The sequence below is a fragment of the Mycobacterium angelicum genome (assembly GCF_002086155.1).
Lineage (GTDB): Bacteria > Actinomycetota > Actinomycetes > Mycobacteriales > Mycobacteriaceae > Mycobacterium > Mycobacterium angelicum.
Genome location: NZ_MVHE01000065.1, coordinates 1 through 14543, shown reverse-complemented (window position 1 = coordinate 14543; position 14543 = coordinate 1). Strand labels below are relative to the sequence as shown.

Sequence of the window (14543 nt, the reverse complement as noted above, 5' to 3'; positions counted from 1 at the left end):
AACACCGAATTCAGCTGTGCCGCAGCTTGTTACCCGCTCTTACGGCGGAATTCCCGGCGGTTCTCCACCGGGCCGTGCGTCCGTGACTGCTTGCCGCCGCCGTCCTTGTGATCGGACCCGCCACTCGACTTCGCCATCTTGCGATCCAGAGCTTCCTTGAACTTGCGCTTGTTGTCGTCCTCTGGAGGGTTCTCAGCCATACGCGGAAGCCTAGCGCTTACCCGGCGGCATGCCGTAGACGTGTGAGATCGGCAATGTCAGCAGCACGCGCCGGTCGGTGACCATGGCCTCGCGGTACTCGTCCCAATCCGGATGCTCGCCAGCGATATTGCGATACAAGGTGATCAGGGCCTCGACCGTGTCGTCGTCGGGTGCAGCCGCAGGCGGCGTCAGCTCCGCGGTGCCCTCGGCAACGGCATACGACCAGCCGTCGTCGGCGTCCACCAGCAGCGAAGCCCGCGGGTCGCGGCGCAGGTTGCGGGTCTTGGCCCGCGGCTCGGTGATCGACACCTGGATGGTGAGGTGCCGGGCGTCGAAGTGGTAGGACACATTGGACAGCTGTGGCCGCCCGTCCCGTTTGATGGTTGCCAGCACGCCGAGAGAGTTCCCACTGATCACGGCCAACAGCTTGTCGTCGAAGACTTGGCGTCCCATGCCGGAAAGCCTACGTTGCCGCCCGCCGAACCGAGGGAGTGGAATCGGATCATGACCCAATACGCGGCATTCCTGCGCGGCGTCAACGTCGGCGGCGTCAACCTCAAAATGGCCGAGGTCGCCGCGGCACTGAGCGACGCCGGATTCACCAACGTCCGCACGATTCTGGCCAGCGGCAACGTACTGCTGGAGTCGTCGTCGACGGTCGCGACGGTACGCAAGAAGGCCGAAACCGCGTTGCGCGACAGGTTCGGCTACGACGCGTGGGTGCTGGCGTACGACATCGCGACGGTGCACGACATTTCCGCGGTGTATCCGTTCGAGCGCGAGGTCGACGGCTACCAGTCGTACGTCACGTTCGTGACCGATGCCGCCGTGCTCGACGAGCTCGCGGCGCTGACCGCCGGACCGGACGAGAAGATCAGCCGCGGTGTGGGCGTCATCTATTGGCAGGTACCCAAGGGCAGCACGCTGGACAGCACCATTGGACAGACCATGGGAAAGAAGCGCTACAAGTCCTCGACCACTACGCGCAATCTGCGCACCCTCGATAAGGTGCTGCGGTGAAGGTCGACCTCACCGGTGTGTCCGAGACCGCCCTGCTGACGCTCAACGCCCGCGCCAACGAGGCACGCCGCAGCGACCCGATCATCGACGACCCAATGGCCGTGGCCCTGGTCGATTCGATCGACTTCGACTTCGCGAAGTTTGGACCGACCCGCCAGGACATCGCGCTGCGCGCGCTGGCCTTCGACAACCAACTGCTGCCCTACCTGCGGCAGCACCCGACGGCCACTGTGGTGGCGCTGGCAGAAGGCCTGCAGACTACCTTCTGGCGCCTGGACGCCGCCGTCGCCGACAACCAATTCCGGTGGCTGACAGTGGATTTGCCGCCGATGGTGGACATTCGAAGGCGGTTGCTTCCGGCATCACCACGGGTGTCGGTGTGCGCTCAGTCGGCGTTGGACTACAGCTGGATGGAGACGGTCGACCCGTCCGGCGGGGTCTTCATCACCGCCGAGGGATTGCTGATGTATCTGCAGCCCGAGCAGGCGCTGGGCCTGATCGCACAGTGCGCCACAGCGTTTCCCGGCGGCCGCATGCTTTTCGATCTGCCGCCGACCTGGTTTAGCAAGTGGAGCCGACTCGGAATCCGAACCTCGCTGCGCTACAAGATTCCGCCGATGCCGTTCAGTCTTTCGGTCGCCCAGGCCGCGGATCTGGTGCAGACGGTGCCAGGTGTGGTCGCGGCGCACGACTTGCGCCTGCCCGCGGGGCGCGGCTTGATCTTCAACGTCGCGCTGTCGACGCTGTACCACCTGAGCGTGTTCGACTCGCTGCGTCCGTGCCTGACGCTGCTGGAGTTCGGCTAATCGTCGGGCACGCTGGTGAGGTAGCGCATGGCGTCGGATTTGGTGAGGCCGAGCGCTCGGGCAACTTCGACGTATTCCTTGGCCGCTGCGGCCATCGCGGCATCGGTCGGGTCGAAGCGCGAGATGAAAGTGCCGAATCGTCCCCGGGTTTCGACGATCGCCGCCGATTCGAGTTCCCGGTAGGCCCTGGCGACGGTGTTGGCGGCCACGCCAAGCTGGCCGGCCAAGTCACGCACCGTCGGCAGCCGGGTGCCGGGCGGTAGCGCCCCGGCCCGGACTCCGTCGATGACCTGGGTTCTGAGCTGGTCGAACAAAGGCTTGCCGGCCTTGACGTCGACCCGTAGCAAATCGCGCAGCTCCACATGACCAGTATCTACTAAGTCCGGCTATGTTTGTGGGATGCGAATCACGGTGCTCACCGGCGCGGGAATCTCCGCGGAGAGCGGCGTCCCCACTTTTCGCGATGACAAGAACGGCTTGTGGGCCCGTTTCGACCCCTACGAGTTGTCCAGCACCCAGGGCTGGGAGCGCAACCCTGAGCGCGTCTGGGGCTGGTACCTGTGGCGCCACTATCTGGTGGCCGACGTCGAGCCCAACGCCGGACATCGTGCGATCGCGCAGTGGCAGCAGCACGCGGACGTCAGCGTCATCACCCAGAATGTCGACGACCTGCACGAGCGGGCCGGCAGCGCTCCGGTGCATCACCTGCACGGCAGCTTGTTCGAATTTCGTTGTGCGCGTTGCGGTTTGCCGTACCACGAGCCGTTGCCCGAAATGGCCGAACCGGCGATCGAAGTGGAGCCGCCGGTGTGTCACTGCGGCGGCCTGATCCGTCCGGACATCGTGTGGTTCGGGGAACAGCTGCCCCAGGGTCCGTGGGGGCACGCCGTCGAGGCGACCGAAGCCGCCGACGTGATGGTAGTGGTCGGGACATCTGCGATCGTCTACCCCGCGGCGGGGTTGCCGGAGGCGGCGCTGGCCCGCGGCACCGTGGTGATCGAGGTGAATCCCGAGCGCACACCGCTGACCAGAAGCGTCACGCTCAGCATCCGCGAGTCGGCTTCCCAGGCCCTGCCCGGCCTGCTGGAGCGGCTGCCCGCGCTGCTGAAATAGCCGCCGGGTCTGCGCACAGATCGCGCTTGATCCCCAATATCGCGCGCCGAACGCAGTTTCGGCGTCGTCGTGTGGGAAAGTCCGTGACGCTGCTGGCATGTCACCACCGTTTCTGGGCAGCGAAGCTGTACGGAGTGGGCTGCTGCGACCCCACCAGTTGCGTTCCGGATTCGCCAGGGTGTTCCCGGATGTCTACGTCCCCCGCAATCAGCAGCTCACCCTGCAGCACAAAGCGATAGCGGGATGGCTGTGGTCGCGTCGACAGGGCATCGTCGCCGGCCTGACCGCAGCGTTTTGGCATGGTTCGAAATGGGTGGATGGCGGAGAGCCGGTCGAGTTGATCTGGTCGAATGCGCGGGCCCCACGCGGGGTACAAACCTACGACGCGAAGCTGTACCGAGACGAGTTCGCCATCTTCGCCGGGTTGCCAGTCACCACCCCACAACGCACGGCATTCGATATCGGGCGCCGCAAACCGATCGGCAGCGCGATCGCTCACCTGGATGCGCTCATGCGCGCTACCGGCATTAAGGTCACGGATGTCGCCGCAGTGACCGAACGACATCGCGGCGCGCGCGGGATCAGGCAGCTGGAATCGGCATTGGAGCTGGCGGACGCCGGTTCGCAGTCGCCGAAGGAGACATGGCTGCGGCTGCTGTTGATACGCGCCGGCCTGCCACGGCCGGTCACCCAAATCCCGGTCGTCACCGCGGACGGAACGCAGGTGTACTACCTCGATATGGGGTGGAAGAAACCGATGGTGGCGGTCGAGTATGACGGTGAGCATCATCGGCTCGACCGCTGGCAATACCAAAAGGATCTGCGGCGCAGCGAGGCGTTAGCGCGGCTGGGTTGGCTCATTGTTCGGGTGGTTGTCACCGATCGTCCCCCCGACATTGTTCGCCGGGTTCGCGACGCTTTGGAGTTTCGCGCCTCGAGCCTGCATTGACGGCGCCGAGTCTGCGCACGGATCGCGATCGCGCCGAATACTGCGCGCTGTATGCAGTCTCGGCGCAAAGGCGAGAGAAGCTAGGCCCGATACGCCTGGCCCAGCAGCAATTCCGAGACCGGCCAGGGCAACCAGCCCGGCACAGTCAGCTCGCGGCGCGACGCGCACACCTCGAACCCGGCGTCGACGATCGAGCGCTCGGTATCGCGATGCGTGTGACAGTTGCCGAAGAGCCTGGGCCACAAGGTGGCATCGGCCAACCGCTGCAGTCGGCCCCTACCGCCGGGGCTGGCCACATGCTCGAGGTAACGCAGCTCTCCGCCCGGGCGAAGCAGCGAATGCAGCCGTCGCAGCACCCCGTCGGGATCGCTCACCGAGCACAGCACCAGCGAGCACACCATCGCGTCAAACGGCTCACTGGTGCTGAACTGTTCCACCGTCAATGCACTCAGCACGACCTGGACGGGAGCGCTGGCCACTGCGGTGAGGGCCCGGGCCGCCAACCGCGGCTCCGGCTCCACAGCCACGACGCACTCGACGGACTCCGGGTAGATCGCGAAGTTCGTCCCGATACCCGCACCGACTTCGAGCACCCTGCCCGACAGCCCCGCCAGGTTCGCCCGGCGCAATTCGCGGATCGCCTTGACTTCGTGGGAGGCCACCACCGGCCAGATCCTGGCGAAGAACGGGTGTTCGACCGTGCATGCGGTGGCCGCGGTCATGCCGGGGAGTCCGCCGAATCGCGATGCGCCATCACCCAATCCACCATCTGCGCTGAAGTAGCTTTCCCGCCAACCTGCGAGCCAACCAGCCCGGCCACCATGTGGCCACACAGTACTGCCCCGAGAACGCGGTCCGCGAACGAGTCGACATCACCGAAGGGCAGATGAGGTTTGGCGATCAACAGGGCCGCCACGCCGTGCGCGGCGGTCCACAGCTCCAGGGCAATGGTGGTCGGGTCGTCGGTCCGGTAGACGCCTTCGTCCATCAACGTCTGCACCGAAGCACGCATGTGCTTGAACGCGGTGCTGTCCAGGGCCATATCGACATTGCTTCCCGACCGCCACTCACCCATCGTGGCCAGCCGATACAACTCCGGGGTCTGCACGGCGAACCGCACATATGCAAGCCCCTGGGCGCGCAGCACGTCCACCGTGGACGATTGCCCAATGGCCACCTGCTCCATCGCCTGATCGAGCCTGGCCAGATAGCGCGCGCACACCGCGTCCAGCAGGGCGTCTTTGTCCTTGAAATGCAGGTAGATCGACGGCGACGTGACACCCACCCGCTGCGCCACCGACCGGATCGACACGGCTCGGGCTTGGCCGGTATCGAGCAGCAATTCCGTTGCAGCATCGAGGATTTCGTGGCGTAGGCGATCACCTGACCCACGCGGGGCACGCTGCCGGCGAAGGCCCTCCACCGACACGTCAACCATCGCGCGCCACCGCTGCGGGGACGGGACGGTCCTCGGATGCGGCGCCCCCTTCGGCATCGGGCGTCTCGAACGCGCCGGCCTCGCTGATGCCGAACCGTTCATGCAGCCACACCAACGGCTTGGGTGCCCACCAATTCCAGCGGCCCATCACATGCATGAACGCCGGCACCACGACCATCCGGACCAGTGTGGCATCGGCGGCCACGGCAAGCGTCAGGCCCAGGCCGAACATTCGCATGAACGACACATGGGCGGCGATCAGCGCCGCGAACGACATCGACATCACCAACGCGGCCGCCGTGATGACCCGGCCGGTGTGCGCCACGCCGTGCGCCACGGCCTCGTCGTTGGCGGCATGTGCCTGGGCCGCGCTCACTCGCGCCGGCCGCGCTGCCCCCGACTCCAGCCAGTATTCGCGGATCCGGGAGAGCAGGAACACCTCATAGTCCATGGACAACCCAAATGCGATGCAGAACAACAGCACCGGCATGTTGGCCACCAGCGTCCCGCTCGGCGTGGTGCCCAGCCCACCGAGATGGCCGTCCTGGAAGATCCACACCAGCGAGCCGAACGCCGCGGTCAGCGAGAGCATGTTGCATACCAGCGCCTTGGCCGGCAGCACCACGCTGCCGGTCAGCAGGAACAGCAGGATGAAGGTGATGACGGCCATCAACCCCAGCACCAGCGGAAGCCGATCCATCACTGCGTCGACGCTGTCCCGGTTGATCTGGGCGACGCCGGCCAGCTCGACGGATCGGCCGGCGGGTCCGGCAACCGCGCGCAGCTGCTTGAGTTGGGCATCGGAGGCTTGCGAGAACAACGGCGCGGTGCTGCTCACGGTCAAAAAGGCGCTGCCGTCAGCCATGCCGGTGGCCGCGGCCGGCGGCCCCACCCGGTTGCCGTCGACGTAGGTTCCGCTCGGTGCCGTCACCGATGCCACATCGGGCACCCGCGACAGATTGGCGGCATAGCCGTCCAGGTCGCCCGGGCCAAGCCCGCGGGCATCGGGGATGACGACGGGCACCACCGTCGCGGGATCATGGGCGAAGTCGTCGCGCAGAATGTCGCCAACCTGGTGCGACGACGCAGATGTCGGCAGCACCCGGTCATCCGGGAAGCCCCACTTCACGGTGAAGAACGGCAGCCCGAGCAACACCAGCACGCCGATCACCGCAGTACCGATCGGCAACCAGCGGCGCATCACGAACTTGCTGCAGCGGTACCAGAACAGCTCCTCGACCGGCTTGTGCACCGGGTCCGGCCGGCGCAATACCCGGCGCGCCAGCCGGCGCACGTCCAAGGCGTCCAGCCGGGGACCGAGCAACACGATCGCGGCCGGCGTGATGACGATGGACGCGGTTGCCACGAAGGCCACCGTGGCCACCCCGGCGTAGGCGAACGACTTCAGGAAATACATCGGGAACAGCGCCGTCGCCGACATAGACAGGGCCACGGTGACCGCGGAGAACAGCACGGTGCGCCCCGAAGTGGCCATGGTCCGGATGAGCGCCTGGTGGGGGTCGCTGCCCTCGGCCAGCTCGTCGCGATAGCGGCTGATGATCAGCAGTGTGTAGTCGATGGCCAGCGCCAGACCCATCGCCGTGCTCAGGTTGAGCGCGAAGATCGAGACCTCGGTGGTGAACGTGATGAGCCGCAGCACCGACATCGAGCCGACGATGGCCAGCGCCCCCAGCGCCATCGGCAGCGCGGCGGCCAGCAACCCGCCGAACACCCACACCAGCACCAGGAAGCTCAGCGGGATCGCGATCATCTCCATCACCAGCAGGTCGTCCTGGTTCTGGGTGTTGATCTGGGCGTACTCCATGGCGGCGCCCCCGGCGCGCACGGTGACGCCGTCGCGGTCGTGGGCGACCTGGTCGGCCAGGGTTTGGGCGTTTTTCTGGGCGTCGTTCTCGCCGCCTTTGAGGTTGACGACGATCAAGCCGGATTTACCGTCAGTGCTGATCAGGTCGGCGGCGGCGGCCTGCGGGACGGTCCAGGCCGAGGTCACGTTGTACACCAGCGGCGATCGTTGCAGCTGGTCGGCGATGTCGGTGCCGGCTTTGCGGGCCGGGTCGCTATTGACGCCGCCGGGTGCGGTCACCACGATCAGCATCTTCTGACCGCTCTGCCCGAACTTGTCGGTCAAGACCTTGATGGCCTTTGCCGATTCCGAGTTCGGATCTTGGAAGCCGCCGGGCGACAGACTCTCGGCGACCGGGATGCCGAAGACCGCGGCGGCTATGAAGACCAGGAGCGCAACCCCGATGATCCGTCGCGGCGCCGCAATAGCAAATCGAGCAATCCCCTGAAGCATGTTGCGTCCCTCCACCGCGGATGCCGTTCACCCCAGGGACGGCACCATATCCGCGATAACTTATCAGCGCTAACTTACAGGTGTCAAACACCAGGCCTGCCCTATCGACGAGGGCGGACGCTCGACGGTTCACATCCGCTGCCACCAGCGGGGCATCACCCTACCCAGCGGTAAGAATTGCCATCATTTTCCGAATCGTGACTCACTGAATCCTTAATGGTGACTCCTACGCTCAGTGTCATGTGGATCGACGACTCGAGTGCCGACGTCATCAAAGCTGACTTCGAAGCTCTCTACCACGGCGACATGCTCGTCGAAGGTGAGTGCTCAGAGCAGCTCGAAGACTGGCACCCGCTCCCAACGGCAAGCTGAGCGACATCATGGGCGTACTTGCGCGGCTTCTCATGGCCGAACCCACCATCACCCGATGGTTCCGTCGATAACCTCGTGTTTCCTCCCTAAGTGAGCCCCCCGCTGATGCGGGGGGCTTTCTGCTTCTCAGGGACTACCGAGGAGCCATCCGAATGGCACCGTCCAGCCGGATGACCTCACCGTTGAGCATCGGGTTTTCCACGATGTGCACGGCGAGCGCCCCGTACTCGTCCGGGTTGCCCAGACGCGACGGGTGCGGCACCTGCTTACCCAGCGACTCCCTGGCCGGCTCCGGCAGCCCGGCCAGCAGCGGCGTGTCGAACAGACCGGGGGCGATGGTGACTACCCGGATCAGCTTGCTGGCCAGGTCGCGAGCGACCGGCAGGGTCAGGCCGACGACGCCGCCCTTGGAGGCCGAGTAGGCCGCTTGGCCGATCTGGCCGTCGAAGGCCGCCACCGATGCGGTGTTGACGATGACGCCGCGCTCTTCACCGATGGGCTCGGTCTTGGCGATCCGCTCGGCACCCAGGCGAATCACGTTGAAGGTGCCGACCAGGTTGATGTCGACGATCTTGCGGAATGCGGCCAGCGGGAAGACGCCGTCCTTGCTCAGCACCCGGATGGCGTTGCCGGTACCGGCGCAGTTGACGACGATGCGCAGCGGGCCGAGCGATTCCGCGAGGTCCAGTGCGCTGGTGACGGCGGCCTCGTCGGTGACATCGGCCTGCGCGAAATGCGCGCGATCGCCGAGTTCGGCAACCGCCTCCTCGCCGCGCAGATCCAGCACGACGACCTGCGCGCCGGCGTCGAGCAGGCGCTTTGTGGTGGCCAACCCCAGACCCGATGCGCCGCCGGTCACGACCGCTACGGCGTCCCTGATTTCCATACGCTTCCTCTCTATTGGTCCCAGGCCCTGAGTACGGCCTCGACGTCCGTCTCCGCGACAAGCGGCGGCCGCGGCTGACCCGGCGCGGTGCGCGAGAACCGCGGGGCCGGCATCGGCTGCAGGCCGCCGTTCACCTCGTAGAAGGTGTTGCGTTCGGTGATGTGCGGCTCGGTTTCCACCTCACCGAACGCCAGCACCGGCGTCACGCAGGCATCGGAATCGGCGAACACCTTGGCCCAGTGATCACGGTCGCGGGCGGCGAAGGTCTCGGTCAGGCGGGCCCGCAGTTCGGGCCAGCGGGTGACGTCGTTCTGCGCCGGCAGGTCGGCGGTATCCAGGCCCAGCCCGGAAAGCATGGCCGCATAGAACTGCGGTTCGATGGCGCCGACGGCGACATAGCGGCCGTCGGCGCATTCGTAGGTGTCGTAATAGGGCGCGCCGCCGTCGAGCATGTTGGTGCCGCGCACATCGGACCACATCCCGGTGGCCCGAAACGCCCACATCATCTGGATCAGCACGCTGGAGCCGTCGACCATCGCGGCGTCGACCACCTGGCCCTTGCCCGAGCTCTGGCGTTCCCAGAGCGCGCTCAGGATGCCCACCAGCAGGAACATCGAGCCGCCGCCGAAGTCGCCGACCAGATTCAGCGGCGGCACCGGCCGCTCGTTGACCCGGCCGATCGAGTGCAGGATGCCGTTGAGCGAGATGTAGTTGATGTCGTGACCGGCCTGCTGGCTACGCGGGCCGTGCTGGCCCCAGCCCGTCATCCGGGCGTAGATCAGCCGATCGTTGAGCTTGGCGCAATCTTCGGGACCCAAGCCGAGCCGCTCGGTGACGCCGGGACGGTAGCCCTCGATCAGGACGTCGGCCTTGGCGACCAGTTTGAGAACGAGTTCGCGGCCCTCGTCGGACTTGAGGTTGGCGGTGATGATGCGCCGGTTGCGCAGCGTGGCGTCTTTGGACGTCCCTTGGCCGGCCGAGGGACGGTCGATGCGCACCACGTCGGCGCCGAGGTCTCCCAGGATCATCGCCGCGTGCGGGCCTGGCCCGATACCGGCCAGTTCGACAACACGTAGTCCGACTAGTGGTCCGGTCAGCGGTCCCGCCATGATGCAACCCTTCGGTCGTTCGTCCACTTTGACGCCCTTGGCATCTTCGCAGCCGCCGATGCCGGCCCCGCACCCCGGTCACCTAGGGTGGGGCCCATGCCGGAATCCGGGATCGACACACTGGCTCCCGTTGCGGGCCTGCGCGTGGAACTGGCCGACGGAGTGCTGTCGGTGACCATCGACCGTCCCGAGAGCCTGAATTCGCTGACGACCTCGGTGCTGGCCGGGATCGCCGACGCGATCGAATGGGCGGCCACCGATCCGCGGGTGAAACTGGTGCGCATCGGCGGCACCGGGCGCGGCTTCAGTTCGGGGGCAGGCATGAGCGCCGACGACGTTTCGGGCGGCGATACCGGGACCGCGACCATCACCGAGATCAACCGCACGGTGCGGGCCATCACCACGCTGCCGCATCCGGTGGTTGCCGTCGTGCAGGGACCCGCAGCCGGCGTCGGGGTCTCGCTGGCACTGGCTTGCGACCTCGTATTGGCTTCGGACAAAGCATTTTTCATGCTTGCCTTCACCAAAATCGGATTGATGCCCGACGGCGGCGCCTCGGCCTTGGTGGCGGCCGCGATCGGCCGGATCCGGGCCATGCGGATGGCGCTGTTGCCCGAGCGGCTACCCGCCACCGAGGCGCTGTCGTACGGATTGGTCAGCGCGGTATATCCGGCCGAAGACTTCGAAACCGAAGTGGACCAAGTGATTTCGAGATTGCTGGCCGGCCCTGCCGTCGCCTTCGGCAAGACCAAGCACGCGATCAACGCCGCCACCCTGACCGAACTCGAACCCACCCTGCAGCGCGAATTCGACGGTCAGGTGGGGCTGTTGCGAGCACACGACTTCCGCGAGGGCGCAGTCGCTTTCCAGCAGCGCCGCTCCCCCGTCTTCACCGACTGAAGCTCAGACCCCGAACAGCGGGGGCAGCACGAGCACCATGATCAGGCCCCAGACGAAGTGGGTCAGCATGGGCGCCAAAATCCCGCCGGTGGCCCGGCGCTCGAACGCGCAGACGGTGCCCAGGATGATCGCCGCGAAGCCCAGCATCGGGTTGCCGCTGGCCATCGTGGCGCCGATGTAGAGGACGGTGGAAATGATCACCGGGAAGTGCCGGCCCAGCGCGGTGTAGAGCGCTCCGCGGAAGAACATCTCCTCAGCCAAGCCGTTGACCAGGGTGATCAGCACGACCAGCTCAAAAGAGTCCAGATTGGCGAACTTCAGCACATGCGTGATCAATTCGGCGACCGCCGGGATCTGCCTGGCGATCAATCCGCCCAGCACGAAGAGGCCGCCCAGCAACAACCCGACCGTGGTGCCGGTGATGACCGGACGCTGATTGCGGCCACGCCAGCAGATGCCGCCCAGATGCAGCGGACCGGACACTAACGAGCCGGCGATCCACACCGCGGCCAGCAGCAGCGTCAGCCAGTAGAAGTTGGCGTCGCCGGCTTCTCGTCGCAGCGAAAAGCCCAACACCACGGCGCCGGCTACCAGCGTGATGGCAACGACGATGCGACGGCGAAGCACTATCGCGGGCGGTTCATGGTGTGGCACAGCGACATTGACGAGGGCGCGGCGCAGCTCTTGCAAAGCGCTGACCTGGTAGGGAACGGCGGACTGGCTCATAGTGGACGGACCTTCGGGCTCAGGGTGATCAGGATGTCCAGGCTGGTTCGCAGCGCACCGGCGAGCGGGCCCGGCACGATGTCCAGCAAGCCTAGAGTGGGCCGCGCGACGGCCGGTGTCACCGCGCCCGCGAGTCGGCGGATGCGCAGCACGTCGCCGCCGGCCCAGATCGGGTCGGTATCGGCGAGGTGATGGGGATCGGCCAGCTCATTGACCGGTCGGGGGACGTGGTTGCCCGACAATGCCAACGCGATGGCGTCGTCGACGCCGAGCAGGCCACCGGGCGGGTCGGGAACTCGGTCCTGCAGCCCGCTGCCCGACGCCCGCATCGGATGGTCCAGCGATTCCACCAGGTCGCCCGCCAGACCCTGGGGCACCGGCAGGGCCAGCGCGGTGAGCAGCGACGCGGCCGCGGTGCCGATGCCGTACACCCGCCAGGCGGCATGCCAGCGGCCGGAAATGTGCGAGTACTTTTTCAGCAGCTCGCGGTAAGAGGTGGTGTCCGGGCCGCAGATGTCGTAGGCGCCCGGCGGGACCTTCGCCCCGTCGGCCGCCGCAACGAGGTAGTGCAACACGTCGCGGATGGAGATCGGGTCGATGGGGTTGTGCATCCACGCCGGCATCGGCATGACCGGGAACCGGTCGCCGACGTAGCGCAGCATCTCAAAAGAAGTGGACCCGGCGCCGATAATGAGCGCCGCACCCAGCCATACCAGCTCCGGACCGTCCTCGATGGTCAGTGCCCCGGCCACTTCGGCCCGGCTGGCCAGATGCTCGGACAGCGCCTCGTCTTCGGGCACGAAGCCGCCCAGATAGACGATGCGCCGCACGCCCGCCTCCTTGGCCGCGTTCGCGACGTTGGCGGCCGCGGCGTTGTCCGCCTCCCGAAAGCCCGTTTGCCCGAGGGCGTGGACCAGGTAATACACCACCTCAACCGGGCCGGCGGCGGCCATCCCCGCCCGCGCGGACGCTGGATCCGACGCATCGAGCCGGACCGGTGTGACGTCGTCGAACCAGCCGAAGCGCTTGAGCCGAGCCGGATTTCGGGTCGCGGCCACGACCTGGTGGCCTTCCGCCAATAGCGCCGTGACAAGGCGCGATCCCACATAGCCGGTGGCGCCGGTTACCAACATCCGCATGATTCCAACCTAACGCGGCGGTGGAGACAATCTCCGAGCACCGGGACAAAGCGCACATTGCCGCGAGTTATCCGCTGCGGATGCAATCGTTGCCGGACGCCCGAGTAACCCATGTCCAGGGCAAATCCACCGTTGCCAAAACCACCCATTCCGGACGCAAGGCATTCTGCACATTTCGCTGCACCCAACGGTGTGGCGGTCCTAGGCTCCCCTCTACCAATGCGTCGATGCCCACTAAGGACACCGGAGCGGGATTGCTCAGTCCGTCGATGGACGTAAGCGGATGGGAAGGTACTGGTGTCCTACGTGATCGCGTCGTCAGAGCTAATGACCTCTGCGGCAACGGATTTAACACACATTAGATCCTCGATAACCACAGCGAGTGCGGCTGAGGTTACCCAGGCAACACAATTGATGACCGCTGACGCTGACGACGTATCGGTCTTATTTGCCAGTCTTTTCACCATCGCTACTGGCGTCGGCGGCGTGCTACTCGAGGCGCCCGGGATCGGAGGAAACGGCATGGCCGCTGGTTCCTTGATCGGTGACGGCGGCAACGGCGGCAACGGCGAAGTCGCCCTGATCAGCAACAACCCAGGCATCGGCGGCGCAGGCGGAACGCTGCTGGGCTCAGCAGGACGAAATGGCCTGCCATGAGACGCGGCTCAGCGCCGCACGCGGCATGTCAACAACGGATGCGCGGAAAGCATTTCGCATTCGGCGGATTCTCTTTCGCTGACTCCGTATACACCCTGCTCAAGTCAATGGCTCCGCGAAAAAGAATTCTGCTGCTGATCGCGAATTCCGATTGCGGACTCACGAGTTCATTGGAAAATCAATAATGTCGTTTTTGTTCGCATCCCCGGAGTCGATATCTGGCGCGGTGTCGGATTTAACAAGCATCGGATCGTCGATAACCACAGCCAGCGCGGCCGCGGCTCCTCAGACCACACAACTACTGGCCGCCGGCGTAGACGAAGTATCGACCGCGATCACCGCATTTTTTGCGGCACATGCCAGCAGTTACCAATCGCTCAGTGCGCAGGCAGCCACCTTTCATGATCAGCTGGTGCAAGCCCTGGCCACAAGCAGCGCCGCCTACACCCATGCCGAAGCCGACAACGCTTCGCCCCTACAGATCGCACTGGATACGATCAACGCTCCGACCAACGCTCTGTTGGGGCGCCCACTGATTGCCAACGGCGCCAACGGAACTCCGGGCACCGGGGCAGCAGGACAGGCCGGTGGAATCCTGATCGGCAACGGCGGCAACGGCGGGTCCGGCGCGGCCGGGCAAAACGGTGGAGCCGGTGGGGCCGGCGGGTTGCTATTGGGCTCGGGCGGAAGCGGTGGCAGCGGCGGTACCGGAACCACGACCGGTGGGGCCGGCGGGGCCGGCGGCCTGCTCGGCGTCGGCGGTGCCGGCGGCACCGGTGGGCTCAACCCCAGCGGTGTCGGCGGGGTCGGTGGGGCCGGCGGCAACACCTGGTTGTTCGGCACCGGCGGTGCCGGCGGCGTAGGCGGGCAAGGCAGCAGCATCGGCGGGCACGGCGGGGTCGGTGGGGCC

Annotated in this window: 18 protein-coding genes; 8 read left to right on the top strand and 10 right to left on the bottom strand. The window is 66.2% G+C overall.

What is annotated here, in order from left to right; translation table 11 throughout:
* Positions 1–29 precede the first annotated feature (29 nt).
* Entirely contained in the window at positions 30–200 is a 171-nt protein-coding gene (locus BST12_RS32225) for a DUF5302 domain-containing protein (RefSeq protein ID WP_170062192.1), read from the bottom strand.
* A gap of 10 nt (positions 201–210) precedes the next feature.
* Positions 211–654: a PPOX class F420-dependent oxidoreductase gene (locus BST12_RS24195; protein WP_083115779.1), complete on the bottom strand. Its 444-nt coding sequence runs from the start codon at positions 652–654 to the stop codon at positions 211–213.
* Positions 655–705: 51 nt separating this feature from the next.
* Between BST12_RS24195 and BST12_RS24190 the strand changes: the two genes are divergently transcribed.
* Together BST12_RS24190 and BST12_RS24185 are read left to right on the top strand one after the other, a co-directional pair.
* Complete coding sequence (locus BST12_RS24190) at positions 706–1221, top strand: DUF1697 domain-containing protein (RefSeq protein WP_083115778.1); 516 nt, start codon at positions 706–708, stop codon at positions 1219–1221.
* Positions 1218–2027, top strand: a complete 810-nt coding sequence (locus tag BST12_RS24185) for a class I SAM-dependent methyltransferase (protein WP_083115777.1) — start codon at positions 1218–1220, stop codon at positions 2025–2027. Before BST12_RS24190 ends, BST12_RS24185 begins: the two co-directional genes overlap by 4 nt.
* On the opposite strand, the gene BST12_RS24180 is transcribed toward BST12_RS24185, so the two are convergent.
* Positions 2024–2389, bottom strand: coding sequence for an Rv1152 family transcriptional regulator (locus tag BST12_RS24180; RefSeq protein WP_083115776.1), 366 nt, complete (start codon positions 2387–2389; stop codon positions 2024–2026). The two genes, BST12_RS24185 and BST12_RS24180, sit on opposite strands and share 4 nt — an antisense overlap.
* Before the next feature lie 37 nt (positions 2390–2426).
* Between BST12_RS24180 and BST12_RS24175 the strand changes: the two genes are divergently transcribed.
* Both BST12_RS24175 and BST12_RS24170 read left to right on the top strand, forming a co-directional pair.
* The gene (locus BST12_RS24175; protein WP_083115775.1) at positions 2427–3140 is read left to right on the top strand and encodes an NAD-dependent deacylase; all 714 of its coding nucleotides are present in this window, start codon (positions 2427–2429) and stop codon (positions 3138–3140) included.
* Positions 3141–3237: 97 nt separating this feature from the next.
* Positions 3238–4089, top strand: a complete 852-nt coding sequence (locus BST12_RS24170) for a hypothetical protein (RefSeq protein WP_083115774.1) — start codon at positions 3238–3240, stop codon at positions 4087–4089.
* Positions 4090–4169: 80 nt separating this feature from the next.
* On the opposite strand, the gene BST12_RS24165 is transcribed toward BST12_RS24170, so the two are convergent.
* The 3 genes from BST12_RS24165 to BST12_RS24155 are packed head-to-tail and all read right to left on the bottom strand — an operon-like array spanning position 4170 to position 7844.
* The gene (locus BST12_RS24165) at positions 4170–4811 is read right to left on the bottom strand and encodes a class I SAM-dependent methyltransferase (RefSeq protein ID WP_083115773.1); all 642 of its coding nucleotides are present in this window, start codon (positions 4809–4811) and stop codon (positions 4170–4172) included.
* On the bottom strand, positions 4808–5527 hold the full coding sequence (locus BST12_RS24160; protein ID WP_083115793.1) for a TetR/AcrR family transcriptional regulator: 720 nt from the start codon (positions 5525–5527) through the stop codon (positions 4808–4810). The genes BST12_RS24165 and BST12_RS24160 overlap by 4 nt, the downstream gene beginning before the upstream one ends.
* A complete protein-coding gene (locus tag BST12_RS24155) occupies positions 5520–7844 on the bottom strand; it encodes an MMPL family transporter (RefSeq protein WP_083115792.1) in 2325 nt (774 codons plus the stop codon). Before BST12_RS24155 ends, BST12_RS24160 begins: the two co-directional genes overlap by 8 nt.
* A 240-nt stretch (positions 7845–8084) precedes the next feature.
* Here BST12_RS24155 and BST12_RS34365 point away from each other — a divergent pair, with 240 nt between their 5' ends.
* Complete coding sequence (locus tag BST12_RS34365) at positions 8085–8216, top strand: hypothetical protein (protein ID WP_139801883.1); 132 nt, start codon at positions 8085–8087, stop codon at positions 8214–8216.
* A 133-nt stretch (positions 8217–8349) separates the two neighbouring features.
* Here the strand turns inward: BST12_RS34365 and BST12_RS24150 are convergent, their stop codons facing one another.
* Positions 8350–9102 carry a 3-hydroxyacyl-CoA dehydrogenase gene (locus tag BST12_RS24150; protein WP_083115772.1) on the bottom strand — a complete coding sequence of 251 codons (753 nt, stop codon included), beginning with the start codon at positions 9100–9102 and terminating at the stop codon, positions 8350–8352.
* Positions 9103–9113: 11 nt separating this feature from the next.
* A complete protein-coding gene (locus BST12_RS24145) occupies positions 9114–10199 on the bottom strand; it encodes a CaiB/BaiF CoA transferase family protein (RefSeq protein WP_083115791.1) in 1086 nt (361 codons plus the stop codon).
* Positions 10200–10307: 108 nt separating this feature from the next.
* Here BST12_RS24145 and BST12_RS24140 point away from each other — a divergent pair, with 108 nt between their 5' ends.
* Positions 10308–11111, top strand: coding sequence for an enoyl-CoA hydratase (locus tag BST12_RS24140; protein ID WP_083115771.1), 804 nt, complete (start codon positions 10308–10310; stop codon positions 11109–11111).
* A 3-nt stretch (positions 11112–11114) separates the two neighbouring features.
* On the opposite strand, the gene BST12_RS24135 is transcribed toward BST12_RS24140, so the two are convergent.
* Positions 11115–11837, bottom strand: coding sequence for a CPBP family intramembrane glutamic endopeptidase (locus BST12_RS24135; protein ID WP_083115770.1), 723 nt, complete (start codon positions 11835–11837; stop codon positions 11115–11117).
* Positions 11834–12976 (bottom strand): NAD(P)H-binding protein, encoded by a 1143-nt coding sequence (locus tag BST12_RS24130; protein WP_083115769.1) that lies wholly within the window; start codon positions 12974–12976, stop codon positions 11834–11836. Before BST12_RS24130 ends, BST12_RS24135 begins: the two co-directional genes overlap by 4 nt.
* A 297-nt stretch (positions 12977–13273) precedes the next feature.
* Here BST12_RS24130 and BST12_RS24125 point away from each other — a divergent pair, with 297 nt between their 5' ends.
* The gene (locus BST12_RS24125; RefSeq protein ID WP_083115768.1) at positions 13274–13633 is read left to right on the top strand and encodes a PE family protein; all 360 of its coding nucleotides are present in this window, start codon (positions 13274–13276) and stop codon (positions 13631–13633) included.
* Positions 13634–13817: 184 nt separating this feature from the next.
* On the top strand, positions 13818–14543 hold a 726-nt coding region (locus BST12_RS24120; protein WP_139801882.1), incomplete at its 3' end, for a PE family protein.